Genomic DNA, 23,823 nt, shown 5'->3' with positions numbered 1-23,823 from the left:
CCCATGGCCTCCACACTCCTTTATATCCGGCACATGGTCTGCGTAAAGTGCATCCTGGTAGTGCGCGAGCAGCTCGTGGAGCTTGGGCTGGTGCCGCTGCGCGTAGAGCTGGGGGAGGTGGAGCTGCGCGACGACGCCGCCACCATCGACTGGCCCCGGCTGCGGCAGTGCCTGGAAGCAGAAGGCTTTGAAATCCTGGACCAGCTTTCCCCGCAGCAGCGGCTAGTGGCGCAAATCAAGGAAATCATTGCCCACCTGCTGGCCACCGAGCCGGCGGCGCTGCGCAGCGGCCACTTTTCGCGGCAACTTAGCGAGCGGCTGCAGCGGCGGTTTGCCTACCTGAGCGACGTGTTTTCGGCCACCGAGGGCCTGAGTTTGGAGCACTACGTCATCCGGCAGCGCGTGGAAGCGGCCCGGTGCCTGCTGCGTGAAAGCACCCTGCCCGTGGGCCGGGTGGCCCGGGAGCTGGGCTACAGCAACCTGGGGCACTTGTCGCGGCAGTTCCAGCGCGAAACCGGCACTTCGCCGAGCGAGTACCGGCGCGAGCAATTAACAGGCGTGCAAGATGCTGCGACACCCGCTAAGTAACCCGCTAAGTAACGAGGAGCATGAAGGGAGTGTTATACTTGGCAAGGAGCCGCATGCCCATGGAAAGGCGGTTTACCTTGCTACTAACGCTTCTCTTTACCTCCTTATGCTTTGCCTAATTTGTACCCTCCGGGAAGCCGACGCCACCGGCTCCCACCTCATTCCCCACTCCGTACTGGAGTCCATGTCCAACGACGGGGTCAAGGGGCGCGACGTGGAACAGAATTTCCAACTGGGGGCGTAGGCTCGGCCGAAGCCCCGCCAGCCCGGCCCGGAGGGGTTCGCCCAACTGCCCTTCGGATGCAGTCGTCAACCCATCGCTCACCATGAGTAATAGCGCTCCATTTGTCACTTTTTTGCAATTACTTCAGCCACCTGCTGCCTGCCTTCAATCGATGACCTCTGCCAGCCAAGCTGCTTACCAAACGTTGCGGGATTATCTGAACTCGCTGCTCCTGCCCACCTGCCCCGACCAGCCCCTGGCGGAGGCACCCATGGCCCTGCAGCCCGAGTTGGCGGCCTTCCTGCGCGGCATAACCGGGTATGCGGATGAAACCGGCCGGCCAATGATTTACGCTACTGACCTGGCGGCCTGGGCCCGCGATTTGATTCACGGGGCAGGCCTGGCCGCTCCCCTACCCCTGGCCACGTTGGACCTGACCGCATTGAGAATGGCCACCCGACGACAGGCTTAAAAGCAGTATGAAAGATATGCCACTTATTGGCGTGTGTTGGCGTATCTTGCAGTATGCATTCGTCTGACGAGCACTTCCTGGCAACCGTAGAGGCTCAGCTTCCGGATTGGTTCGGAACTCAGCCCGTGCTTTCCCGCAAGGAGCTGCTGGCGCGGGTGGCCACGCTGAACCCGACGCTTAAGCAGGCCACGCTCGACGTGTACCTGCACCGGCTGACCCAGCGCAACCAGCTGGCGCACGCGGGCCGGGGCGTGTATGCCCTACCGGGTGGGGCTTCGGTTGCCGACTTCACCCCGACGGTGCCGCCGGACCTGGCGAGCCTGTGGCAGGCACTGGCGACCGAGCTATTCCTGGACAGTGGCTGCGTATGGACCACGCAGTGGCTGAACGACTTCACCACCCACCAACTAATGCGCACGGTGCAGCTGGTAGAAGTGGCGCCCGAGGCGCTGCAGTCAACCTACTACGCCCTGAAAGACCGGCTGGGAGCGCGCGTGTTTCTGCAGCCCGATGCCCGCGTGCTGGAGTTGTACGTGGCCGAAACCCCCGATGCCGTGCTGGTGCTGCCGCTGGTGAGCCGCGCGCCCGTGCAGCGCGTGGCCGAGGTGCCCGTGCCGCGCCTGGAGAAGCTGCTGGTGGACCTGCTCAGCGACCCCACGCTGTTTGCGGCCTACCAGGGCGAGGAGCTGCGCACCATTTACCGCACGGCCGCCCGCCAGTACCGGCTCGATGCCCGCACCCTGTTTTCCTACGCTAAGCGGCGGGGCAAAGCACCGGCCCTCCGCGAGCTGTTACTGGCCGTGGGCCTGTCTTCGCTGCTTCCCACATGATTACGACAACTTCTTTTACCCGCGAGTGGATGATGGACCACTGCCGGCAGCGCCCCGGCCTGGACCCTTCCATTCTGGAAAAATGATTCTGGCCCTCACCCTGGTCGAGCGGCTGGTCGAAACCGGGCTGCCCTTCACGTTTAAGGGCGGCACCTGCCTGGTGCTCGTGCTGGGCCAGGCCCGGCGCTTTTCCGTGGATGTGGACTTGGTTACCCAGGCCGAGCTGGCGGCCATTGAGGCGGCCCTGACGGGGCGGCAGTGGAACTACCAGCAGCTGCGCGAGGCCACGGCCGACATGGGCTCGCGCATGTTCGAGGTAGAAAACGAGCGCACCTACCAGCAGCTGTGGATGTTTCAGCGGGTGGAGTACATCAAGGGCAAGGGCTGCCTGCAGACTCAGCTGGCGGCGCCCATCCGGCCCTTCCTGTTCAACCTCAAGGAAAACTTTACCTCCTACCAGCTGCACTCGGCCCTGAAGCTGAGCAGCAAGTACGCCAAGCACATTTATCAGCTTGTGAGCCAGTGGAAGGACAAGGCCAGCACGCGCACCTACCCGCTGGACGAATTCAAGCAGATGCTGCACCTGAAAGACCCCAAGGGCAAGGAGCCGGAGCTGTTTCAGAACATCAGCCAACTCAAGGCCCGGGTGCTCGACATTGCCGTGCGCTAGGTCAGCGAGCACACCGACCTCAAAATCGACTACCAACTGCTCAAGAAGGGGAGGGCCTACGACGCGGTGCGCTTCACCATTGCTCGCCAGCAGCCCCAGCAGCTGCCCATTCCCTTTGAACAACCGGCTGAGGATGCCCGCGCCTACGCGGCTCGGCAAAGCTTGGACATGCTGGGCATCACCCAGCCCCAACTGGTGGCCACCATTCTTGGGGACCCCAAGCATCTAGACCAGCTTTTCAAGTTTACTTACCAGCTCAAGACCGACAAGGTGAAGGCCACGAAGAACCCTGGGGGCCTGTTTTTGAAGATTTGCGGCCTGCGCTGATAGATTCCCGACATTCAGCGTGCATGTACCACACCCAATTCTAACAGTAGCCAAATGGCATTTGACAAAGAAGTCTTCCAAGACTGGCTTACGAAACTATCTTACACGTCTGCCCCAGAGCAATATCCATACTATCTCCAAATTATTGAGGAACAGTCTCAATGTGACCTAAACAGCTTGTTTCCAGATGGAATCGACACTATTGACAGGATGATGACCCAAGAAATCTCTGCGTTGAAAAAGGCGGGAACCATGGACAAAAAGGATATCAACAACTTGGCGAGCCGATTGTCAGCACTCCGCAGGTACAAGGAATATTGTACACAAAAAGTCGATTAAATGGACTATATACGTTCATAAAACCCGCTATATCAGATTTATGATAATGCGCAGTACATTGAGCATAACTTCGTATTATTGCTCATTATATTGCTCATTATATTGCGCATTATGTCTAAAGAACCTGTTGTCCTGCTGCCCCGCCTGCAGCAATTGTTAACCCAGACGGGCGAAAACATCCGGCTGGCCCGCCTACGCCGCAGGCTGAGCGCGGCCCGGGTGGCCGAGCGCGCGGCCATCAGCCGCAACACCCTACACGCCATCGAGCAGGGGAGTGCCACGGTGAGCATGGGCGGCTACCTGCAGGTGCTGTTCGTCCTGGGCCTGGAAAAGACCATTCTGGCGTTGGCCGCCGACGACGCACTGGGCCGCAAGCTGCAGGATGCCGAACTGGTCGTGAGCGCGCGGGCCCCCAAACAATCCCTCAACGAGTAACGCCGTGGCCAAGACCGTAGAACGCCGCCAGCTGCTGGTGTACGCCGACTGGCAGGGGCTGCCCGCCGGGCCGCACCGGATGGGCACGCTCTCGGCCGTGCCGGTGCGGGGCAAGGAAGTGTTTTCCTTCGCCTACGATGCGCAGTGGCTGGCCTTGCCGCAGGCCCAGACGCTGGACCCCGCCCTGCAGCTGTTTGCCGGCCCCCAGTACCTGCCCGAAGACCAGTCCAACTTCGGCCTGTTCCTGGATTCCTCGCCTGACCGCTGGGGCCGGCTGCTCCTGCGCCGGCGCGAAGCGGCGCTGGCCCGGCAGGAAGAGCGCCGCGAGCGGCCGCTGCTCGAATCGGATTACCTGCTGGGCGTCTTCGACGGGCACCGCATGGGCGGGCTGCGCTTTAAGACCGACCCGGCGGGCCCCTTCCTCAACGACAACCGAGCCATGGCGGCCCCGCCGTGGACTTCACTGCGCGAACTGGAGCACGCCAGCCTGCAGTTGGAGCGCGTGGACGCCCCTCATGACCCGGACTACCTCAAGTGGCTGTTTATGCTGGTGGCGCCCGGCTCCTCGCTGGGCGGGGCGCGGCCCAAGGCCAGCGTGGTGGACGAGCAGGGCGGGCTCTGGATTGCCAAGTTTCCCAGCGGCCAGGACGAGCACGACGTGGGCGCCTGGGAAGCCGTGGTGAACGAGCTGGCCCGGGCGGCCGGCCTGCAAGTGGCCACGGGCCGCGCCCAGCGCTTCAACAGCCGCCACCACACCTACCTCTCCCAGCGCTTTGACCGCACGGCCACTGGGGAGCGGCTGCACTTTGCCTCCGCCATGACCCTGCTGGGCTACCAGGACGGCACCGACCACCAGGACGGGGCCAGCTACCTGGACCTGGCTGGCCTGCTCGTGCAGCAGGGCGCCCGCGTGGCCGAGGACCTGACGGAGCTTTGGCGGCGCATTGTCTTCAACATCTGCGTGTCCAACACCGACGACCACCTGCGCAACCACGGCTTTCTGCTCACGCCCCAGGGCTGGTGCCTCTCGCCGGCCTTCGACCTGAACCCGATTCGCCACGGGCAGGGTCTCAAGCTCAACATCTCCGAAACCGACAACGCGCTGGATTTGGACCTGGCCCGGGAAGTGGCGCCTTACTTCCGGCTTTCGGCCGCCCAGGCCGACACGGTCCTGACCCAGGTCGTACACGCGGTGCGGCAGTGGCCCGAAGTGGCCAGCCGGCAGCAGCTGTCCCGAACCGAGCAGGAAATGATGGCGGGCGCCTTCGAGGCGGCGCGGTAAAAGGCCCGGCAACTAGCCCCATGCCCTTGCGGGCTGGGGTGAAAGCATGGGGAAGGACGTGGCTTGCGTAAAAGATTCGTGCGGGCGTTGCTACGGCTCTGCGTCCTGGCTTTCCACCCGTTTCCTCAAGCTAAACCGAGAACTTTGAGCACGCGGTCGGTCTGCGAGAGGTCGCCGACGAGGCGGCGGATGAGCCCGGGGCGCAATTTCACCAGGCAGGGCACGCCGAGGATGCCGTCCTGCTGGGCGCGCTCGGGGTGCTCCAGCAAGTCCACGACGGTTAGGGAGTGGCGGCCCACCAGGTACCGGGCACAAATGGCTTCCAGGTTGCGCAGGGCCGCCTCGGCGCGAAGCGAGGGGCCGGCGATAAAAAGCTGCAGCTCGTACTCACTCTCCGCTACTGGGGCTTGGCTTGCCGGGGCACGTGAATCGGATATATCAGCGGACACAGAGAAAAATCTGACGTGGATGCATTAAGAATACATTTAGATGGGGCCGAGCTCACTCCCAGGCCCGTGTCGCTCAGGAAGCCAGGTAGCTAAAATGCTCCTGCATAATCCGGGTGATTTTTTCGGTGGTGAGCGGCTTGGTGAGGTAGCCGGCAATGGGCAGGTTCTGCATCCGCTCCACGTCGCCCGGGTTCAGGGACGTGGTGAGCATGATGATGACCACGGGCGGCTTCTGGCGCTGGGGCTGCTGGGCGTAGGCCTGCAGGAACTCGAAGCCGTTCATCAGTGGCATCTTCATGTCGAGCAGAATCAGGGCCGGGCAGGTGGGCGAAGTGGGCAGCTCACAGTGCTGGTGCAGCAGGTTCAGGGCCTCCTGACCATTGCCGGCCACCAGCACGGTGTCAGTGATGGAGAGGCGCTCCAGCAGGCGCTGATTGAGGAAGTTGGTGGTGTCGTCATCGTCGACGAGCAGGGCACAGGAAATGGCGGACATGCAGCGAAGGGTAAGCGGAAAAACTACGAAGTGGCCACGGGCGCGTGGGGCAGGTGCACGAAGAAGGTGGTGCCGGAACCGAGCTGGCTGTGGACCTCGATGCGGCCGCCGGCATTCTCGACCATGCGCTGGACCATGTACAGGCCAATACCGGTGCCCTCCACGTGGTCGTGGAAGCGCTGAAACATGGTGAAGAGCCGGGGCAGGTGTTCGGGCGCAATGCCCAGGCCGTTGTCGTGGACCTCCAGCACGGTGAAGCCCGGTAGCGCGTGCGCCCGCACATCCACGTGGGGCCGGCGGTCGGGGGCGTGGTACTTGAGGGCGTTGCTGAGCAGGTTGTACACCACGCTCCGCAGGTTTTTCTCGGAAAAAAGAACGGGTGGAAAGTCGGTCACGCCGATGGCCAGCTGGGCATTCAGCGATTGAATCAGCGGGTGCAGGTCCTCTCGCACGTCCTCGACCACGGCGGCCAGGTCCACGGCGGTGGTTTCCGGGGCGTGGGCCTGCTGCAGCTTGCTGACTTCGGTCAGGTGGTCGATGGTGCGCTTGAAGCGCTCCACCGAATCGAGCATGCGCGTGAGCGTCGGGGCCACGTGCCGGTCCTGGGCCACGGCGGCGGGCAGCTCCTCCCGCAGCAGCAGCACGAGGCCTTCCAGGTTGCTGATGGGAGCTTTCAAATCGTGCGAGGCCGTGTAGATGAAGTTGTCCAGGTCCACGTTGGTGCGCGAGAGCTGCTGGTTAGCGGTGGTCAGCTCGGCGGCCAGCGCCTGCGCCTGCTGGCGGGCCTGGACCTGCTCGGTGACTTCAAAGGCAAACACCAGCACGCCATCGGGCCGGCCGTCGGGCCCGCGGCGGGCCTGCTGGATGTAGTTGAAGTAGCGGTCTTCGAGCTCCCCGTCCCCGGGCCGGGCCAGCGGAATGAGCAGCGCCTGGGCTTCGAGCGTGACGCCGGTGTCGTACACATCCCGGAAGCCCTGGTACACGGCGTGCCCGGCGATTTCGGGCAGGGCGTCGAGGATGGGGCGGCCCATCAGCTCACGGCCCGGAAACAGGTCCTGATACCCGGGATTCACCAGCTCGTACACCAGCTCCGGGCCGGCCAGGATACAGATAGCCGCCGGCGCCTGCATGAACAGGTCGTAGAGCTGCTGGCGCTGCGCCTCCCGCTCCTGGCGGGCCCGCACCCGCTCGGTCACGTCCAGGGCAAAGCTCATCACGCCCTCGATGCGGCCGGCCGCGTCGAAGAGCGGCTGGTAGACCACATCCAGGTACACGTCGCTGAGCTGGCCGGTGTCGAAGCGGTCGAGGCGGGTCAGGCGCTCGGGCTGATGCACGGCCTCGCCGGTGCGGTACACGCGGTCGAGGGGCTCGTGCTGCTCTTCGGGCAGCTCGGGCAGGGCCTGGCGGCGGGGGAGTCCCAGCAGGGGCCGGTTGGGCAGCAGCAGCTCGGTTTTCGGGTGCACCAGGGTCAGCACGTGGTCGGGGCCGGTGAAGAGATTAATCAGGGCCGGGGCCTGCCGGAACAGCCGCTCCAGGCGGTTGCGCTGCTCCTCGGCTTCGGCGCGGGCCGCATTAACTTCGAAGGTGCGCTGCTGCACGTGGGCTTCGAGTTCCTGGTTGAGGCTCAGGAGCTCGGTCTGGCTGGACTGTAGTTCTTCGTTGTTGGCCTGGATTTCCTCGTTGGCCGCGGCCAGCTCTTCGTTCAGGGCCGCCGTTTCCTGCTCCTGCGCTTCCACCTTCTGGCGGGCGACCACAACGGGAGTGACGTCGGTGGCCACCACCAGCACGCCGGTCGTCTCGCCCCGAACGTTGCGCTGGGGCTGGTAAACGAAGTTGAAGTAGATGGTTTCGCGTCGGCCGTGGCGCACCACGTCGAACGGCAGCTCAGTGCCCACAAACGGCTGGCCGCTGTGCAGCACGCCGTCGAGCAGCGTGTCGATGCCCTGGCCCTGCAGCTCGGGCATGGCGTCGAGCAGGGGGCGGCTCAGCAGCTGTTCTTCCGGCCGCGTCCAGAGCTCGCACACGGTGGGGTTGGCCAAGGTAATGCGGTAGGTGGGCCCGTCGAGCAGGGCGATGGCCACCGGCGCCTGGTGAAACACCTCCTGCAGCAGCTGGCGCTGGGCTTCGGCATCGGCGCGGGCGGCTTTTTCGGCGGCCTGGGCCTCGCGCAGCGCCACTTCGACGGGGGAGCGGGGCTGGTCGGCCGTGTCGGTAAAGCTCACCAGCAGGCCGGGTCCTGAACGGCGGGCGGCCAGTCGGTAGTAGTTGTCGTAGCCGTCGGCCTGGTAGTTGACGTTGTACTCGCGCGGCTCCCCGCTCACGTAGGCCTCGACGTGGAACTGGAAGGTGCCGTGCGCCTTGCTGTGGGGCCACTGCTGGTTGTGCGTCACGGTGGGCACCTCCGGCATGGCCATCATGCGCTGGGCCGTGGGGTTGAGGTACTCGAAGGTGAAGTCGACTATCTCGCCCGAGCCCGCCGGGTCGTACATCGGGGTGTAGAGAATGACGCCGGTCAGGGAAACAGCCAACAGGTCGCGCAGCAGCTGGTCAGGGGGGGCAACGGTCGTAAGCAGCCCTAGGGAGTCAGGCATGTAGCGGGGAATAAGGCAAGGAAATAGGCTTTACTATGTACCGGGGGATAATGCTTAGGCGGCCGGCACCACTGGTACCTGAGCGGCCTCGGCCCGCACCACGGCAAACAGCTCCGCCTCGGAAACGTGGAGCACCCGGGCCAGCTGCTGCAGCTCGCCGATGGTGCAGGTGTTGGGGCTGCGCTTGCGCGTGTCGTAGGTGCGGGCCGACACGCCCCAGGCTTCCACAATGCGTTTGCGGGTGCCGGCCACTTCCAGCAGCTCCGCCAGCGTGGCCGGGCGGTGGACCCGCGGCGGGCTGGTCAGCGGCTCGGTGAAGGCAACGGTCGGCACAGGTACTTTAGACATCAGAAAAAGGCAAAAAAGGAACCGGCAAAGGCGCAGAAGTTGCTCATCGTACGTAACTCTTTGCTATTTAGCTGCCGGTCGTTGAGAGTAAGTATTACTGATTGACACTGGCTCAGGCCAATAGACCTTAGCGTACTGTCGCCCGCCAGGCTAACTCCCTCGTCCCACGCATCTCTGGTAGATTAGCATGGTGGGTAATAGCTAAAAACCCAGCACCCCAGGGCTGCGTCATGGTAGTAATCTGTCGTTAATAGGCCTTCACCTTGGACCCCCTGCTTTGAAAAATGCTGACCACCGCGCCGCCATACCCAATCCGGCGCTCACCGCCTTCGGTGCCCTGATTGGGGAATGGAAAACAACCGGCACCCACCCGCAGCTGCCCGGCAAGACCCTGCACGGCCAGGCTTCGTTTCAGTGGCTGGAAGGGGGGGCCTTTGTGCTCATGCACGCCACCCTTGCGGAAGAGGGCTTCCCGGCGAACGTGGCCATTTTTGGCAGTGACAACACCCGGAAGGAATGGTTCATGCTCTACTTCGACGAGCGGCAGGTTTCGCGTAAGTGTGAGGTCAGTTTTCAGGGCAACGTGCTGGAGTGGTGGCGTAGCGGCCCAGAGTTCGCTCAGCGCTACATGTTTACGTTCGCCGACGACGGCAATACCATCGTCAGCAAGGGGGAGATGTCGAAAGACGGTGCGCAATGGGAGCCGGATTTGGACCTCATTTACACACGTATCCGGTAGCGGCCACCGGCCGGGCTTTACAGCAACTCAACTCCTCTCATGGAAACGAAAGCCAACCAGATTACCCAGCCGGCACGGAGCGGTTACGCCGACGTCAACGGGCTCCGGCTTTACTACGAAGTGCATGGCCAGGGAAAGCCCCTCGTGCTGCTACACGGCTCCTACATGACCATCCCCCTGAACTGGGCGCACTTCCTGCCGCAGCTGGCCCAAAGCCGGCAGGTGATTGTGGCGGAAATGCAGGGCCACGGCCGCACCCGGGACATTGACCGGACAATCAGCTACGAAGCCATGGCCGACGACGTGGCCGGGCTGCTCCGCTTCCTCAACATCGAGCAAGCCGACGTGCTGGGCTACAGCATGGGCGGTGGGGTAGCGTTCCAGGTCGCGGTGCGCCACCCGGCGCGGGTGCGCCGGCTCGTGGTGCTCTCGGGTGCCTACGCGCACGACGGCTGGTGGCCCGACGTAGAGGCCAGCTTTGCCACATTCACGGCCGAGATGTTCGAGGGCAGCTCCATTCGACAGCAGTACCTCGAATGGGGCAACGAGGCCGCCCACTTTCCGGAATTCGTGCAGAAGGTAAAGGCCATCGACGTGCAGCCCTATAATTGGTCCGACGCGGTAAAAGCCATTGAGGCGCCGCTGTTCCTGGCCCTGGGCGACGCCGACGGCGTGCGATACGAGCACGCGCTGGACCTGTTCCGGGCCAAAGGCGGCGGTAAGATGGGCGACCTGCACGGCCTGCCGCCGTCCCGCCTGGCCATTCTGCCCGGCACCACCCACATTGGGATGATGCAGCGGGCTGACTGGCTCGTGCCGATGATTACCGACTTTCTGGATTCTGACCTGAACCCAACTCCGCCCACGTTTTAGCTCTTAACCGGGCCTGCTCACCGAGTCATTTCGCAAAACGTTTCGCTGCCAGGCCCGGCTGCCCGCGTTTACCTACCTCCGCAGGTAGTTAAACTAGCAAAACACGTATTTACACCGCAAAAACGGCTAATGCTCAGCTTGTTTGCTCTCCTGGATGTCCTTTAACTTTGTCGGGTGAATTACTCCCTGCTGTTTGAAGCACCCGAGCATCGACAGCACGCGGTGAATTTTGCCCTTGCCCTGTCGGAGCGCACCACCTTGGAACCGGGGCCTTACGAGCGTCAGTTGCTGGCCCGTTTCGTAGCCGGCGAGTTATTACTCTCGGAAGTGGAGGCCCTGCTCGAAAAGGAGGCCCTGGCTCCTCGCCCCTCGCAAAACAAGCTGGACTGTTAAGCCGTTATCACCGTGCTAACGTCCTGCTGTGGTGCGCGCACCGATGTCCTTTATCTTATTTACCACGCCCTCATTGGAGCGACGTTATGCTGTAACGCAGGCTCGTGCCCGTATGCAAGTCAGGGGACTGTTGCACGGGCCTCGTTGCGCTGACCTCTACGAGTTGTTCATCGAAGGAGCATTGAGTCTACTGGAACTGCGCTATGCCATTGAAGGCCGCTTTCACAGTCGGCGGACGCCTGCTTGCCTGCGGCTACATTCTGGCTACCTAGCTCCATCGGACCAACTCTGCTGAAGCCAAACTATCCTCGTCATTGCTTCACCACTGCTTTCTCGCGAACGCTTCATATTGCCTCGGCCGCGTCTTATCAGGGCCACCACAGGGTGAGCAACACGCCGGCGCCGGCGGCGAGCAGGATGAGCACCGGCTCCTTGAGCTTGGGGGCTTTCCACAGCGCCAGTCCTGTAAGGGCCGCCAGCAGCACCGTGGGCCCGTCCACCAGCGTGCGCTGGGCCAGTACCACCACGGCCCCGCTCAGGGCCCCGATGGCCGCCGCCGTGATGCCTGCCACGAACGCCTGAATGGCCGGGCGCTGGCCGTACTTCTTGAAGTACGGGGCCGGCACCACCGTCAGCACGTAGCAGGGCAGAAACGTGGCCAGCGCCGCCACGCACGCGCCGGGCAGCCCCGCCACCAGGTAGCCGATGAAGGCCACGGTGATGACTACCGGCCCCGGCGTAATCATGGCCACGGCCACGGCGTCGAGAAACTGCGCGTCGCTGAGCCAGTCGTACTGCTCCACCACGCCCGCGTGCAGGAACGGCACGATGGCCAGCCCGCTGCCGAAGACAAACGCGCCCGCTTTAGTGAAGAACCAGAAAATCCGGGCCAGCTCGCCCGACTGGGCGCGACTGGCTATGGCTATAAGCAGCAGCCCGCTCACCGGGGCCAGGCTCAGGGCCCGGCCCGACCGGCGCAGCCAGCCCATCGGCGGCGCTTTGCGCAGCCACTGCACCAGCCCGGCCCCGAGAAAGAGCAGCACCGGCTCCTCGTGGGTGACGATGGTGACGGCGGCCGCCACCAGGTAGTAGGCCCACAACCAGTAGTCGCGGTCGAGCGACTTGCGGGTGAGCTTGACCGCGCTGACCGTAATCAGGCCGATAACCCCCGCCCCGACCCCGTAGAACACCGCCTGCATCCACGGCAGGCCGCCGTAGGCGGTGTAGGCGATGCTCAGGGCCAGCACCATCAGGAAGGAAGGCAGCACAAAAGCCAGGCCCACGAGCGTGGCACCCAACAGGCGGTAGTGCACGTAGCCCAGGTAGATGGCCAGCTGCGCGGCCAGCGGACCGGGCGCAATCTGGGCCAGCGCCAACCCGTCTTTGTATTCGCCTTCGCTTATCCAGCCGCGCTCGGCCACCAGGTCGCGGTGCATGTAGCCGATGAGGGCCACCGGGCCGCCGAAGCCCAGGCTGCCCAGCCGCAGGAAGTAGCGAATCAAGTCTCCGAGGCGGTAGGCGGGAGCGGGTGCAACGGCAGTAGTAACGGTTTCCATAGATAAAGTCTTTTCTTGCAGAATCTTAACGCAGGGCCATAAGCAGCTGGCTCAAAAAAACGGCACGCAGCTTCCCAGCCCCGGCCGAAAGCGGGGGATGCAGTGTCCTGGTCTGAAGGGAGATTGGCTAGTGCTTCATGCCTTCCATGCCGCTCATGCCGGCCCCTTTGCCCTTGCCCAGCTGGTCGAGCGCGGCGCGGAAGCCCTGCGCCAGCTGGGCGGCCGGCCCCCGGCCGTAGTAGTGCAGGAACATCATGCGCGGGGTGTCGCCCAGCATATGGTTGTGCACGGCCACCACTTCCAGGTTATGGGCCCGCAGGGCTTTAATCACCGGATTCACTTCGTGCTCCAGCATGGCGATGTCGCCGGCAATGTGGGCGTCGTCCTGCTTGCCGGCGAAGGCCGCCCACGAATTCAGGCCGATGGCCGCCGTCATCTCCGTGTTCATCATGACCGACTGCAGGTCGGCCCGGCCCACGGTGTACTTGTAAGTGGGGCCGTTGACGACGCCGGGGTACTTCACCACGGCATCCAGCGCGGGCAGGTCGAACAGTTCCTTGCCGGTGGGCGGGCCGGCGGCCGGCGTGGCGTTGTTGCCCGCCTGCGCGGCGGCCGGGGCGCTGGGCGCGGGCTGGTTAGCTGGCAGCAGCTTCGAGTCCTTGAGCGTGGCCGCGAACTTGCGGGCCAGTTCGGCCGGGCTGCCCATGCCCATGACGTGCATGTAGAAGATGCGCGGCTCCTCGTAGAAAAAGTGGTTGTGGATGGCCCCGATTTCGAGGCCGTTGGCGAAAGCGGCCGATATCAGCGGGTTCACTTCCGCTTCCAGCAGCACGGTGTCGCTCATGAGCATGGCCGACTTGCCGTCGAGCGTATGCTTGATGGCCACCCAGCCGCCGAAGCCGAAGGCAATGGGCACCGGCTCACCCTTGATTTTCACTTTGAGGTCGTTGCGGGGCAGGCCAATGAGGTGGGTGGCCTGGGCCTCGTTGTAAGTGCCCTTCTTGCCCAGCGCCGCGTCGATGGCGGCCTGGTCGGCCGCGCTCAGGGCGGGAGTTTTACCCGCGGCCGGGACCGCCACGGCGGCCAGGGTGTCGTCGACACTCAGCAGGGAAGTAGCGCCCAGCAGGGCGGTGGCGCGCAGGGCGTCGCGGCGGGAAATGGCGTGGTTCATGGGTGGGGAGTTACGTAGTTGCGATTAAGAATAATCCGGCCGCCGGGCTCACCCCGGGGTCCAGGTGTGGCGCTCGGCGGGGACGTGCCGCGCCCAGCTGTAGAGCGCGTCGTAAAGCTTCAGGCCGATGGCCAACTGCTCGTGGTCGTCGGCGCAGTTGTAGCTCAGGCCGGCGGAAATGGCCCAGAGCCCGGCCGCCTGCGGAGCCAGCTCGAAGCGGTCGGTGTCGGCCCCGCGCACGATGCGGGCCAGCTGGTGCAGGGCCGGGTCGGTGAGCCGATGCTTTTTTAAAATGTAGTCGAAGGTGCAGGACTCTCCTTCATGGGTGTAGTCGGCCCCGGCGATGTCGTAGGCAATGGCCGGTAGCGCGGCGGCCTGGGCCAGCACCTGCTCCGGGGGCACAAAGAGGAATTCGGCCGCCGGGTCGACAAAGTTCTGAATCAGCCAGGGGCAGGCGATGCGGTCAATCTTCGGACGTTCGCGGGTTATCCATTTCATGGCTTGTCAGCACCGGGGGCATGACACCGATGCTGACTGCAATGCTACGCGGCCCGCCGCCGGAAAAATAGAACGGATTTTCCCGTTGGTATAATTTTTACCTGCCCGGTCGCTTTTTGCGGTAAGCGGCCGGGCTTTGACCCGTGTGCTGCTTGAAGATGCGCGTGAAATGGCTCTGGTCGGAAAAGCCGGTGAGGTAGGCGATTTCGCCCATGGAATACGCGGTGGTGTCGAGCAGCTGCAACGCCTTTTCGATGCGCAGCTTGCGGATGTACTCCCCAAAGCTCAGGTCGTCAAAGTAGCGCGCAAACTCGCGCGAGAGGTAGCTGGGGTTCACTTGCAGGGCGTCGGCGGCCTCGGTCAGGCGCAAACTCAGGTTGGTATCGAGGTGGTCCTGAATCAGCTCGCGCAGCTGCGCCGTCCAGGCCGGCGGCGGGGCATTTTTGTCCTGGGTGCGCTGCAGGTAGGCCGTGTAGACCTGCACCAGCAGCTGCTCCTCGGGCTGCTGGGTGTGGGGCTGACCCTGTAGCTGCTCCGCCCAGGTGTAAAGGGCATCGTAGAGCACCCGGCCCTGCTGCAGCAGTTGCTGGTCGTCGGTGATGTTGTGAGCCAGACCGGCCGAGATGGCCCACAGGCCGGCCGCCTGCTGGGCCAGGGCGTGGTTATCGGTGTCGGCCCCGCGCACGATGGGGGCCATGGCGAGCAGGGCCGGGTCGGTCAGGGCGTACTTTTTCAGGAAGTAGTCGAAGGTGCAGTCCGCGCCGTAGTGCGAGAACTCCACGCCCGGCACGTCGAAGGGAATGGCCCCGGTGCGCTCGGCGGTGGGCACGACCTCGGCGGTGGGCACGTAGAGAATTTCGGCGGCCGGGTCGATGAACCGCAGAATGAGCCAGGGGCAGGCCAGGCGGTCAATCTTGGGCCGCTCGCGGGTTATCCATTGCATAGGGAGGGTATCGAAAATCACCGGGGCCGGCCTCACCCGGTCCCGGGGCTAAAGTAGAACGATTGCCGCTGACTTCCCGGGCCGGCCGGCGCCGCAAAAGCAACAACTGGGCGCACTGAAGCGCCGTCGAAATCTGGTTCAGCGCGACGCTTTCCGGTTTTTGGCACTGTGCTTGCACTTCGTCAACGCCACCCATTGCCTTTATGCCCAACGAAACCTCCTTTTTACAAGAGTTGCGCACTGAGCTTAGCCAAGTGTCGGGCGATGCCATTTGCCAGGCCCTGGCGGTCCACTACCTGGGCACGGCCCTGGAAGCGGCCCGGCCGTTCGCGCCGGTTCGGGTGGTGGCCCGGCCCCGGCCCACGGCGGAGGCCACGAACCTGACCCTGGAGTTTGCCAACGGCACCAGTCTGCAAGTCACCAGCCGCTGCCCCCGGCCCGGCGCGGCGCGCCTGGTGCTGTCCCTGTCCCGCAACGGCCGGCCGGAGTACACCCGGTCCGTCGCGGGGGATGAATTGCGCGCCGGCGTCGCCCTGGCGCTGTAATCACTTTCCTGAGAGCGCTCCGCCCGGTGGTTCGAAAACCGGTCGCCCTATCCCCATTAGCAGTAGCGCCTCCCCTTGCCCTGCCTGTTAATCAGCGGGAGCTGAACCCCTGAGCCCGCTCAGGACTGGCGCGGCCCAAACAGCTGACCAGCGCCTTTCTCCATATCCCCCGCCGACTGCCTCCGTGAGGTAACCAGCCGCCCGACCAAGCAGCGGCTTCCCAACCGCCGGAAAAGCTACGCGCCCACGTTAATCAATCCTCACTTCACCGCTTCCTGACCATGCCCCTGGATTCAACAAGCCCGGATACCGAACGCGAGTTTTCAGCCCGGGCGCAACGGGACCTGGTCCTGATTGAGGCGGCGCTGGCGGGCAGCGCCAAAGCCTACGAGGGCCTGCTGGCTAATTACCGCAAGTCGCTCTACCACGTGGTACTGCGGATGGTCAATAACGCCGACGATGCCGACGACCTCACGCAGGAAGTCTTTGCCAAAGCCTTCCAGTCCCTGGCGCGCTACCGCGCCGACTACGCTTTCAGCACCTGGCTGTTCCGCATCGCCACCAACCACTGCATTGACTTTATTCGCAAGCGCCGGCTGAAAACGCTGTCCCTGAGCACCGAGATGCAGCTGGGTAACGGCGACGGAATGCTGCTCGAAGTGGCTTCGCCGGAGCTGAATCCCCAGGAGGTCTACATCCGGCAGCAGCGCATCGAGCGTGTCCAGCAGCTGGTCGGGCACCTGCCCCCTAAATACCAGAAGCTGGTGCGCCTGCGCTATTTTGACGAGTTAACCTACGAGGAAGTAGCCGTGGAGCTTCAGGCCCCGCTGGGCACAGTCAAAGCCCAACTGCATAAGGCCCGGGAGCTCCTGCTGAACCTGGCCCAGAAAAATCAGGGCGCGCTCTAACCCTCGCCGAAGTAGAACGGGACTTTGCCCGCGCCGTGAACCTTTCCGCCGGCCGGCATCTTGATACCCATTGGACCCTGCCGCAGCGCGAAGCGCCGGGAGCGGGTCCTTCCCCACGTTGAAACCAGAATAAGTAGTAGCGTTAGCGCATGAGACAGCTCAAAATCAGCAAGCAGATTACCAACCGCGAAAGCCAGTCGCTGGACAAGTACCTCCAGGAGATTGGCAAAGTGAGTCTGGTGTCGATAGACGAGGAAGTATTGCTGGCCCAGCGCATCCGCGAAGGGGACCAGATGGCCCTCGAAAAGCTGACCAAGGCCAACCTGCGCTTCGTGGTGTCGGTGTCCAAACAGTACCAGAACCAGGGCCTGACCCTGGGCGACCTCATCAACGAGGGCAACCTGGGGCTGATTAAAGCGGCCAAGCGCTTCGATGAGACGAAGGGCTTCAAGTTCATTTCCTACGCCGTGTGGTGGATTCGCCAGAGCATCCTGCAAGCCCTGGCCGAGCAGAGCCGCATCGTGCGCCTGCCCCTGAACCGGGTGGGCTCGCTCAATAAAATCAGCAAATCTTTCTCGGAGCTGGAGCAGAAATTCGAGCGCGAGCCTTCGGCCGACGAAATTGCGGAAATGCTGGAGCTGAGCACCGCCGAGGTCACGGACACGATGAAAGTCGGGGGCCGCCACGTCTCGATAGATGCACCCTTCGTGCAGGGCGAGGAAAACCGACTGCTCGATGTAATGGAGAACGAGGATGCCGACAGCCCCGATGCCGGCCTGCTGCACGACTCCCTGCGCCGGGAGGTGCAGCGGGCCCTCTCGACCCTGACCCGGCGGGAAGCGGACGTCGTGACGCTCTACTTCGGGCTGAACGGACAAGGCGCGCAGTCGATGGAGGAGATTGGCGAGCAGTTCAGCCTGACCCGCGAGCGGGTGCGCCAAATTAAGGAAAAGGCCATCCGCCGCCTCAAGCACACCACGCGTTCGAAGGCCCTGAAACCGTACCTGGGCTAGCGGCGGCGGGCTGCCTGATGGCCGATGGGGTCGCTGCCCTCCACGATGGCACAAGAACCCGGCCTGGCTAATTGCAATGATGGGCCGATTTAACCAAAAGAAATTGGAGCGCGTAGACGGCTTTACCTTTGCCTCGATGTTCCGTTTCCACCTCGCCTCCATCCGCCTCATCGCCACGACCCTGCTGGTCGTGTTCGGGAGCGCGCTGCTGGGGCCGGCGGTGGCCGCGGCCCATGAGCTGCACGAGGGCGGCGAACACCTGCACCTGCCGGGCCTGCCACAGGCCCATCATCACCACGATGAGGACGACGACGATGACCACCCGGCCGGGCAGCACCCCGCGGCCCACCAGGTAGCGCACGCGCCCAAGTCTTACCACGGGCACCACGCCTGCACCGGCGACGACGAGCAGCAGCTGGCGGGCGTGAGCCCGCTGGCCAAGCTGCTCACCGACCACGCCGCGCCCGCCGTGCTGGCTTTGCCGCCCGCGCTGAGCTTCGGGTTCCGGCCGTTTCAGGCCTGGGACCGGCAGCTGGCCGTGGTGCTGGTGCCGCCCGCGCACCTCAAACCCAAAATCCCCGACCTGCGAATCTTCATTGGTTCCCTGGTAATCTGATAAACCGCGTCTGGTAAGGACCGCGCTGGAATGGCTATGCCATGTCCGGGGCGGTCCTTTTTGCGTGTCGGCTCCGGCCGCCCTCTCCCCTTCTCATTCCGGGTATTCCTCCCTCAGTTCAGCACCTTATGCTCGACCGCATCATTCATTTTTCCATCACGCACAAGCTGCTCATTGGCCTGCTTACGCTGGGCCTGATTGCCTGGGGCGGCTACTCGGTGGCCCACCTGCCCATCGACGCGGTGCCCGACATCACCAACAACCAGGTGCAGGTCATCACCCAAACGCCCTCGCTGGGCGCGCCCGACGTGGAGCGGCTGGTGACCTTTCCCATCGAGCAGGCCATTGCCACCATTCCGGACGTGCAGGAGGTGCGCTCGTTTTCGCGCTTCGGGCTCTCGGTGGTCACCATCGTGTTTCCCGACGACGTGGACGTGTACTGGGCCCGTAACCAGGTCACCGAGCGCCTGAAGGCCGCCGAGCAGCAAATTCCGCCCGGCACCGGCACGCCGGAGCTGGCCCCGGTCACGACCGGCCTGGGGGAAATCTACCAGTATGTGCTGCACCCGAAAAAAGGGTACGAGAAGAAATACAACGCCACCGAACTGCGCACGCTGCAGGACTGGCTGGTGCGCCGCCAACTGCTGGGCACGCCGGGTGTGGCCGACGTGAGCTCCTTCGGGGGCAATATCAAACAGTACGAAGTAGCCGTGGACCCCGACCGCCTGCGTAGCCACAACATCACCATGGAGGACCTTTTCAATGCCCTGGAGCAGAACAACCAGAACACCGGCGGGGCCTACATCGATAAAAATCCTTCGGCCTACTTCATCCGCACCGAGGGGCTGGCCGGCTCGCTGGCGGACGTAGGCCGGATGGTGGTGCGGCCGGCCGCCAGCGGCGGCGTCCCCCTGCTGGTGCGCGACGTGGCCGACGTGCAGTTTGGCCACGCCGTGCGCTATGGCATGATGACGCGCAACACGGAAGGCGAAGTGGTGGGGGCCTTGGTGCTCATGCTCAAGGGAGCCAACTCGTCGGCCGTTATCAAAAGCGTCAAGCAGCGCATGGCCGTCATCCAGCAGACCCTGCCCGAAGGCCTGGTCATCGAGCCCTTTCTGGACCGCACCAAGCTGGTGGACCAAGCCATCGGCACGGTGACGAGAAACCTGGCGGAAGGAGCCCTGATTGTCATTTTCGTCCTCATCCTGTTTCTGGGCAACTGGCGGGCGGGCCTGGTGGTCGCTTCGGTCATCCCCCTGGCCATGTTTTTCGCCATCGGCATGATGCGCCTGTTCGGGGTGTCAGGCAACCTGCTCAGCCTCGGGGCTATTGACTTCGGGCTGATTGTGGACGGGGCCGTCATCATCGTCGAGGCCATCGTGCACCGCCTGGCCTTGCTGCGGCGGCCGGCGGGCTCGGCCGACCTGGCCCGCCCCGAAATGGACGAGGAGGTGTACCACGCGGCCAGCAAAATTCGCTCCTCGGCGGCCTTTGGCGAAATCATCATCCTGATTGTGTACCTGCCGCTGCTGGCCCTGGGCGGGATTGAGGGCAAGATGTTTCGGCCCATGGCGCAAACCGTGGCCTTCGCGATTCTCGGCGCCTTTATCCTGAGCCTCACCTACGTGCCCATGATGTCGGCGCTGGCTCTGAGCCGAAGCACGGAGCACCGGCGCAACATTTCCGACCGCCTGCTTGGGAGCTTGGCCTTGCGCTACCAGCGTGTCGTGGCCTGGGCCCTGCGCGCCAAAACCCTGGTGCTGGTCGCAGCTTTGGTGCTGCTGGTGGGCGCGGGCCTGCTGTTCCGCACGCTGGGCGGCGAGTTCATTCCCACGCTGGAGGAGGGCGACTTCGCCGTGGAAACCCGCGTGCTGCCCGGCTCCTCCATCACCTACACGGCCGAAAAGGCGCAGCAGGCGGCGGGCATTTTACTCAAGGAATTCCCGGAAGTGAAAGAAGTGGTGGCCAAAGTCGGCTCTTCGGCCATTCCCACCGACCCGATGCCGGTGGAGGCCTGCGACCTGATTATCGTGCTCAAAGACAAAAAGGACTGGACCTCGGCGGACAGCCGCGAAGAACTGGTGGAAAAGATGTCGGCTCGGCTGCACACCATTCCCGGCGTGACCTTCGGCTTCCAGCAGCCCATCCAGATGCGGTTCAACGAGTTGATTTCGGGGGCCAAGCAGGACGTGGTCATCAAGATTTTCGGGGAGGACCTGGACCAGCTGGACGAGTACGCCACCCGCGTGGGCCGGCTGGTGCGGGGGGTGCCCGGCGCGACGGATTTGTACGTGGAGCGGGCCACCGGCCAGGCGCAAATCGTGGCCCACATTGACCGCGACAAGCTGGCGCAATACGGCGTGACGGTGGCGCAGGTCAACCGCACCGTGCAGGCCGCGTTTGCGGGCCAGGTAGCCGGGCAGGTGTTTGAGCAGGAGCGCCGCTTCGATTTGGTGGTGCGCCTGCAGGCGAATGACCGCCAGAGCATCGGCAGCCTGCGCCAGCTCTTCATCGGTACGGCCGACGGGCGCCAGATTCCCCTGGAGCAAGTGGCCGACGTGGAGATGACTTCCGGGCCGAGCCAGATTCAGCGCGACGACGCCAAGCGCCGCATCACGGTGGGCTTCAACGTGCGCGGCCGCGACGTGGAAACGCTGGTGAAGGAGGTCCAGCAGCGCATTGACCAAAAGCTGAAATTCGCGCCCGGCTACTACGCCACGTACGGCGGGCAGTTCGAAAACCTCCAGTCGGCCCGCGACCGGCTGCTGATTGCGGTGCCCGTGGCCTTGCTGCTCATCTTCCTGCTGCTCTACGCCACGTTTGATTCGGTTAGCCAGGCCCTGCTCATTTTCACGGCCATCCCGCTCTCGGCCATCGGCGGGGTGCTCTCGCTCTGGCTGCGGGGCATGCCCTTCAGCATCTCGGCCGGCGTGGGCTTCATTGCCCTCTTCGGCGTGGCCGTGCTCAACGGCATCGTGCTGATTAGCTATTTCAACCAACTCAAGGAGGAAGGCCTGAGCGACCTGCGCGGCCGTATCCTGGAAGGCACGCACGTGCGGCTGCGCCCGGTGCTGATGACGGCCACGGTGGCCTCGCTGGGCTTTTTGCCCATGGCCCTGTCGAACTCCGCCGGCGGGGAAGTGCAAAAGCCCCTGGCTACGGTCGTGATTGGCGGCCTGGTCACGGCCACCCTGCTCACCTTGGTCGTGCTGCCCATCCTCTATTCCCTGGAAGAAAGCTGGACCGAGCGGCGGGCAGCCCGCAAATCCGGGGCGGCCCAGCCCACGCTAACCGGCCGCGCTGCGCACCAAGCCCGCGAATAGCGGCAACAACTTTTTGATTCATCTTAATCCCACTGCCCGAATGCAACTCCCCCAGTTTCTCCAGGACTTCCTGAAAAAAGGCCCCGCCGGGGCCAAGAAAGGCCTCGATGCCGTGGCCACCACCTCCGAGCGCGGCATCTGGGCCCTGAAATGGTCGTTTATCATGCTGGCCATCACCTCGGCTTTGCAGGTCATCGTGTTCTTTTTCTCGGGCAGCACGGCCCTGCTGGCCGACACCATCCACAACGTAGCCGACGCGGCCACGGCCATCCCGCTCTGGATTGCCTTCCGCTACACCAACCGCGCCCCCACCAAGCGCTTCACCTACGGCTACGGCCGCATCGAGGACCTGGCCGGCGTTATCATTCTGCTGATTATCCTGGCCAGCGGCATCGTGGCCGGCTACGAATCCATCCAGCGCTTCTACCACCCCGAGCCGGTGAAGTACTTGTGGGCCGTGGCGGCGGCTTCCGTGGTCGGCTTTATTGGGAATGAGGCGGTGGCCATTTTCCGCATCAAGGTGGGCAAGGAAATCGGCAGTGCGGCCCTCATCGCCGATGGCTACCACGCCCGTACCGACGGCATCGCCAGCCTCTCGGTGCTGCTGGGCGTCATTGGCATCTGGCTGGGCTTTCCGCTGGCCGACCCCATCATCGGCCTCATCATCAGCTTTGTAATTATGAAAATCGTGTGGCGCTCGGGCAAGGACATCTTCACCCGCCTGCTCGACGGCGTGGACCCCGCCGTGGTGGACGAGGTGCGCGCCAGTGCCGCCAAGGTACCTGGCGTGCTGGGCGTGGACCGCGTGCGCCTGCGCTGGTTGGGCCACAAGCTCAACGCCGAAGTGGACGTAGCCGTGGCCGATACGATGAACGTGGGCCAGGCCCACGAGTTGGGCGAGCAGGTGGTGGCGCAGTTGCGGCAGGACGTGCAGTACCTGACCACCGCGCTGGTGCACACCGACGCGGCCTCGGCGGCGGCCCACCAGCACGCCTGATTTCACCCCCTTTACTGGCTCAGCGCCACCAATCGGCAGCTGGCTTGTTGACTCCGATGCGATTTACCCGACTCCTTTTTAACGTGCACCGCTGGCTGGGCTTGCTGGCCGGGCTGTTTCTGCTGGCCATGGGGCTGAGCGGCTCGGCCCTGGTGTTCAAGCCCGAGCTGGAAAATGCGTTGCGGCCGACGGCAACCACCGGCTCCGGGCCGATGGTGTCGCTGGATGCCATCTACCGCGATGTGGCCCGGCGCTACCCGCGCCTGCGCGGCATCGCCGTTACGCATTTTCCGCAGCACCCGGCCGATACGTATGAGCTGCGCCTCTACGGCAACGACGGCAACCCGCATACCTACGACCTGCACGCCGTGTACGTGGACCCGCACACGGGCCGCATCGTGCGCGAAGGCTCTTACCGGCAATGGGGCGGCGGGGCGCTGAACTGGCTGCTGCAGCTGCACTACTGCGGCCAGTGGGGCCTGCCGGGGATGTTGCTCACGGCCGGGCTGGGCCTCTTGGGGCTGCTGTCCTGCCTCACGGGGCTCATTGTCTACCGCAAGCACGTGCTCCAGGCCCTGCTGCTGCGCGTGCCGCTAAGCAGGGCAGCCGGGCGGCGACGCACCTCGGGGCTGCACCGCGTGGTGGGCAGCTGGACCGTGCTGTTCAACAGCCTGATTTTCTTCACCGGCTTCTGGATGAACCGCTCGGCCTTCGAGTCCGCCAGTTGGGTTCGAGCCACGCAGGCTGCGGCGCCCAATGTACTGTTTCCGCAATCCGCCGTCCAGCTGCTGCAAGCCGGGCTGGCCGCTTCACCCCTGCAACCCACGTTTGTGTACCTGCCCACCACCGCCACGGGCACCTTTCGAGTCAGCGGCAAGCCCGCTGGTTCCCCGGCCCTCTACGGCGAGCAGGCCGTGGCCGTGAGCCTAAACCCGCGCACCGGGCGGGTGGAAGAAGTCAGCCGCGCGTCCGAGGCCACGGGTTCCGACTGGCTGGAAGCGGTGGCTCCGGCTTTGCACTTTGGCTCCGTGGGCGGCTGGCCCCTGCGGGTTCTCTACGCGGTGGGCGGCCTTGCGCCGGGGGTGCTGGCCCTGAGCGGGTTCGCGCTTTGGCGCCGGCGCCGATTCCGCCGCGCGCTCCGGCTCGTTGCTTCCTGAAATCATGGGTCTACCAATTCGGGTCAACCCTTCAGCTTGTTCCA

At 64.1% G+C, this 23,823-nt stretch carries 24 protein-coding genes and 1 pseudogene; 17 read left to right on the top strand and 8 right to left on the bottom strand.

The window, feature by feature from the left end; all coding sequences use genetic code 11:
- Nucleotides 1–3: 3 nt before the first annotated feature.
- From MON38_RS20605 to MON38_RS20575, 7 genes are all read left to right on the top strand, one after another.
- Nucleotides 4–588 (top strand): AraC family transcriptional regulator, encoded by a 585-nt coding sequence (locus tag MON38_RS20605; protein WP_241938042.1) that lies wholly within the window; start codon nt 4–6, stop codon nt 586–588.
- Between the two features lie 395 nt (nt 589–983).
- Nucleotides 984–1,283: a hypothetical protein gene (locus tag MON38_RS20600; protein WP_241938041.1), complete on the top strand. Its 300-nt coding sequence runs from the start codon at nt 984–986 to the stop codon at nt 1,281–1,283.
- A 53-nt stretch (nt 1,284–1,336) separates the two neighbouring features.
- Entirely contained in the window at nt 1,337–2,113 is a 777-nt protein-coding gene (locus MON38_RS20595; protein WP_241938040.1) for a DUF6577 family protein, read from the top strand.
- 82 nt (nt 2,114–2,195) lie between these two features.
- Nucleotides 2,196–2,783: a nucleotidyl transferase AbiEii/AbiGii toxin family protein gene (locus MON38_RS20590; protein WP_241938039.1), complete on the top strand. Its 588-nt coding sequence runs from the start codon at nt 2,196–2,198 to the stop codon at nt 2,781–2,783.
- A 66-nt stretch (nt 2,784–2,849) separates the two neighbouring features.
- Entirely contained in the window at nt 2,850–3,110 is a 261-nt protein-coding gene (locus MON38_RS20585) for a hypothetical protein (RefSeq protein WP_241938038.1), read from the top strand.
- Between the two features lie 450 nt (nt 3,111–3,560).
- Nucleotides 3,561–3,884: a helix-turn-helix domain-containing protein gene (locus MON38_RS20580; RefSeq protein ID WP_241938037.1), complete on the top strand. Its 324-nt coding sequence runs from the start codon at nt 3,561–3,563 to the stop codon at nt 3,882–3,884.
- 4 nt (nt 3,885–3,888) lie between these two features.
- Nucleotides 3,889–5,166, top strand: coding sequence for a type II toxin-antitoxin system HipA family toxin (locus MON38_RS20575; protein ID WP_241938036.1), 1,278 nt, complete (start codon nt 3,889–3,891; stop codon nt 5,164–5,166).
- Nucleotides 5,167–5,291: 125 nt separating this feature from the next.
- Here MON38_RS20575 and MON38_RS20570 read toward each other — a convergent pair whose 3' ends face one another.
- From MON38_RS20570 to MON38_RS20555, 4 genes are all read right to left on the bottom strand, one after another.
- Nucleotides 5,292–5,615, bottom strand: coding sequence for a circadian clock KaiB family protein (locus MON38_RS20570; RefSeq protein WP_241938035.1), 324 nt, complete (start codon nt 5,613–5,615; stop codon nt 5,292–5,294).
- A 73-nt stretch (nt 5,616–5,688) separates the two neighbouring features.
- Nucleotides 5,689–6,108, bottom strand: a complete 420-nt coding sequence (locus tag MON38_RS20565; RefSeq protein ID WP_241938034.1) for a response regulator — start codon at nt 6,106–6,108, stop codon at nt 5,689–5,691.
- 23 nt (nt 6,109–6,131) lie between these two features.
- Complete coding sequence (locus MON38_RS20560; protein ID WP_241938033.1) at nt 6,132–8,699, bottom strand: PAS domain-containing sensor histidine kinase; 2,568 nt, start codon at nt 8,697–8,699, stop codon at nt 6,132–6,134.
- A gap of 54 nt (nt 8,700–8,753) precedes the next feature.
- Entirely contained in the window at nt 8,754–9,047 is a 294-nt protein-coding gene (locus MON38_RS20555; protein ID WP_241938032.1) for a hypothetical protein, read from the bottom strand.
- Nucleotides 9,048–9,324: 277 nt separating this feature from the next.
- Between MON38_RS20555 and MON38_RS20550 the strand changes: the two genes are divergently transcribed.
- The 3 genes from MON38_RS20550 to MON38_RS20540 all read left to right on the top strand — a co-directional run bounded on the left by MON38_RS20550 (nt 9,325) and on the right by MON38_RS20540 (nt 11,052).
- Nucleotides 9,325–9,786: a hypothetical protein gene (locus MON38_RS20550; protein WP_241938031.1), complete on the top strand. Its 462-nt coding sequence runs from the start codon at nt 9,325–9,327 to the stop codon at nt 9,784–9,786.
- 39 nt (nt 9,787–9,825) lie between these two features.
- Nucleotides 9,826–10,659: an alpha/beta fold hydrolase gene (locus MON38_RS20545; protein WP_241938030.1), complete on the top strand. Its 834-nt coding sequence runs from the start codon at nt 9,826–9,828 to the stop codon at nt 10,657–10,659.
- 174 nt (nt 10,660–10,833) lie between these two features.
- Nucleotides 10,834–11,052 (top strand): antitoxin VbhA family protein, encoded by a 219-nt coding sequence (locus MON38_RS20540; RefSeq protein ID WP_241938029.1) that lies wholly within the window; start codon nt 10,834–10,836, stop codon nt 11,050–11,052.
- Nucleotides 11,053–11,420: 368 nt separating this feature from the next.
- Here the strand turns inward: MON38_RS20540 and MON38_RS20535 are convergent, their stop codons facing one another.
- The 4 genes from MON38_RS20535 to MON38_RS20520 all read right to left on the bottom strand — a co-directional run bounded on the left by MON38_RS20535 (nt 11,421) and on the right by MON38_RS20520 (nt 15,220).
- Nucleotides 11,421–12,608, bottom strand: coding sequence for a chromate transporter (locus MON38_RS20535; protein ID WP_241938028.1), 1,188 nt, complete (start codon nt 12,606–12,608; stop codon nt 11,421–11,423).
- Between the two features lie 127 nt (nt 12,609–12,735).
- A complete protein-coding gene (locus tag MON38_RS20530) occupies nt 12,736–13,779 on the bottom strand; it encodes a DUF1259 domain-containing protein (protein ID WP_241938027.1) in 1,044 nt (347 codons plus the stop codon).
- A 48-nt stretch (nt 13,780–13,827) separates the two neighbouring features.
- Entirely contained in the window at nt 13,828–14,277 is a 450-nt protein-coding gene (locus MON38_RS20525) for a chromate resistance protein ChrB domain-containing protein (RefSeq protein WP_241938026.1), read from the bottom strand.
- Between the two features lie 97 nt (nt 14,278–14,374).
- Entirely contained in the window at nt 14,375–15,220 is an 846-nt protein-coding gene (locus MON38_RS20520; protein ID WP_241938025.1) for a chromate resistance protein ChrB domain-containing protein, read from the bottom strand.
- Between the two features lie 233 nt (nt 15,221–15,453).
- Between MON38_RS20520 and MON38_RS20515 the strand changes: the two genes are divergently transcribed.
- The 7 genes and pseudogenes from MON38_RS20515 (at nt 15,454) to MON38_RS20485 (ending at nt 23,779) form a co-directional block, all read left to right on the top strand.
- On the top strand, nt 15,454–15,765 hold the full coding sequence (locus MON38_RS20515; protein WP_241938024.1) for a hypothetical protein: 312 nt from the start codon (nt 15,454–15,456) through the stop codon (nt 15,763–15,765).
- A gap of 281 nt (nt 15,766–16,046) precedes the next feature.
- Nucleotides 16,047–16,673, top strand: coding sequence for an RNA polymerase sigma factor (locus MON38_RS20510; RefSeq protein WP_241938023.1), 627 nt, complete (start codon nt 16,047–16,049; stop codon nt 16,671–16,673).
- A 149-nt stretch (nt 16,674–16,822) separates the two neighbouring features.
- The gene (locus tag MON38_RS20505; RefSeq protein WP_241938022.1) at nt 16,823–17,686 is read left to right on the top strand and encodes a sigma-70 family RNA polymerase sigma factor; all 864 of its coding nucleotides are present in this window, start codon (nt 16,823–16,825) and stop codon (nt 17,684–17,686) included.
- A gap of 136 nt (nt 17,687–17,822) precedes the next feature.
- Nucleotides 17,823–18,302, top strand: coding sequence for a hypothetical protein (locus tag MON38_RS20500; protein ID WP_241938021.1), 480 nt, complete (start codon nt 17,823–17,825; stop codon nt 18,300–18,302).
- A gap of 128 nt (nt 18,303–18,430) precedes the next feature.
- Nucleotides 18,431–21,568, top strand: a pseudogene (locus tag MON38_RS20495) (efflux RND transporter permease subunit); the annotation flags it as partial.
- Nucleotides 21,569–21,665: 97 nt separating this feature from the next.
- On the top strand, nt 21,666–22,622 hold the full coding sequence (locus tag MON38_RS20490) for a cation diffusion facilitator family transporter (RefSeq protein WP_241938020.1): 957 nt from the start codon (nt 21,666–21,668) through the stop codon (nt 22,620–22,622).
- Nucleotides 22,623–22,678: 56 nt separating this feature from the next.
- Nucleotides 22,679–23,779 (top strand): PepSY-associated TM helix domain-containing protein, encoded by a 1,101-nt coding sequence (locus MON38_RS20485; protein WP_241938019.1) that lies wholly within the window; start codon nt 22,679–22,681, stop codon nt 23,777–23,779.
- Nucleotides 23,780–23,823 lie beyond the last annotated feature (44 nt).

This window comes from Hymenobacter cyanobacteriorum (assembly GCF_022631375.1).
Classification (GTDB): Bacteria; Bacteroidota; Bacteroidia; order Cytophagales; family Hymenobacteraceae; genus Hymenobacter; species Hymenobacter cyanobacteriorum.
The sequence above is the reverse complement of the archived record's forward strand: the minus strand, read 5'-3'. Positions and strand labels throughout refer to the sequence as shown.

Coding starts and splice junctions, on each gene's coding strand:
- MON38_RS20605 (WP_241938042.1), top strand. CDS start 4: ATGGCCTCCACACTCCTTTATATCCGGCACATGGTCTGCGTAAAGTGC.
- MON38_RS20600 (WP_241938041.1), top strand. CDS start 984: ATGACCTCTGCCAGCCAAGCTGCTTACCAAACGTTGCGGGATTATCTG.
- MON38_RS20595 (WP_241938040.1), top strand. CDS start 1,337: ATGCATTCGTCTGACGAGCACTTCCTGGCAACCGTAGAGGCTCAGCTT.
- MON38_RS20590 (WP_241938039.1), top strand. CDS start 2,196: ATGATTCTGGCCCTCACCCTGGTCGAGCGGCTGGTCGAAACCGGGCTG.
- MON38_RS20580 (WP_241938037.1), top strand. CDS start 3,561: ATGTCTAAAGAACCTGTTGTCCTGCTGCCCCGCCTGCAGCAATTGTTA.
- MON38_RS20565 (WP_241938034.1), bottom strand. CDS start 6,108: ATGTCCGCCATTTCCTGTGCCCTGCTCGTCGACGATGACGACACCACC.
- MON38_RS20560 (WP_241938033.1), bottom strand. CDS start 8,699: ATGCCTGACTCCCTAGGGCTGCTTACGACCGTTGCCCCCCCTGACCAG.
- MON38_RS20555 (WP_241938032.1), bottom strand. CDS start 9,047: ATGTCTAAAGTACCTGTGCCGACCGTTGCCTTCACCGAGCCGCTGACC.
- MON38_RS20545 (WP_241938030.1), top strand. CDS start 9,826: ATGGAAACGAAAGCCAACCAGATTACCCAGCCGGCACGGAGCGGTTAC.
- MON38_RS20535 (WP_241938028.1), bottom strand. CDS start 12,608: ATGGAAACCGTTACTACTGCCGTTGCACCCGCTCCCGCCTACCGCCTC.
- MON38_RS20530 (WP_241938027.1), bottom strand. CDS start 13,779: ATGAACCACGCCATTTCCCGCCGCGACGCCCTGCGCGCCACCGCCCTG.
- MON38_RS20525 (WP_241938026.1), bottom strand. CDS start 14,277: ATGAAATGGATAACCCGCGAACGTCCGAAGATTGACCGCATCGCCTGC.
- MON38_RS20520 (WP_241938025.1), bottom strand. CDS start 15,220: ATGCAATGGATAACCCGCGAGCGGCCCAAGATTGACCGCCTGGCCTGC.
- MON38_RS20510 (WP_241938023.1), top strand. CDS start 16,047: ATGCCCCTGGATTCAACAAGCCCGGATACCGAACGCGAGTTTTCAGCC.
- MON38_RS20505 (WP_241938022.1), top strand. CDS start 16,823: ATGAGACAGCTCAAAATCAGCAAGCAGATTACCAACCGCGAAAGCCAG.
- MON38_RS20500 (WP_241938021.1), top strand. CDS start 17,823: ATGTTCCGTTTCCACCTCGCCTCCATCCGCCTCATCGCCACGACCCTG.
- MON38_RS20490 (WP_241938020.1), top strand. CDS start 21,666: ATGCAACTCCCCCAGTTTCTCCAGGACTTCCTGAAAAAAGGCCCCGCC.
- MON38_RS20485 (WP_241938019.1), top strand. CDS start 22,679: ATGCGATTTACCCGACTCCTTTTTAACGTGCACCGCTGGCTGGGCTTG.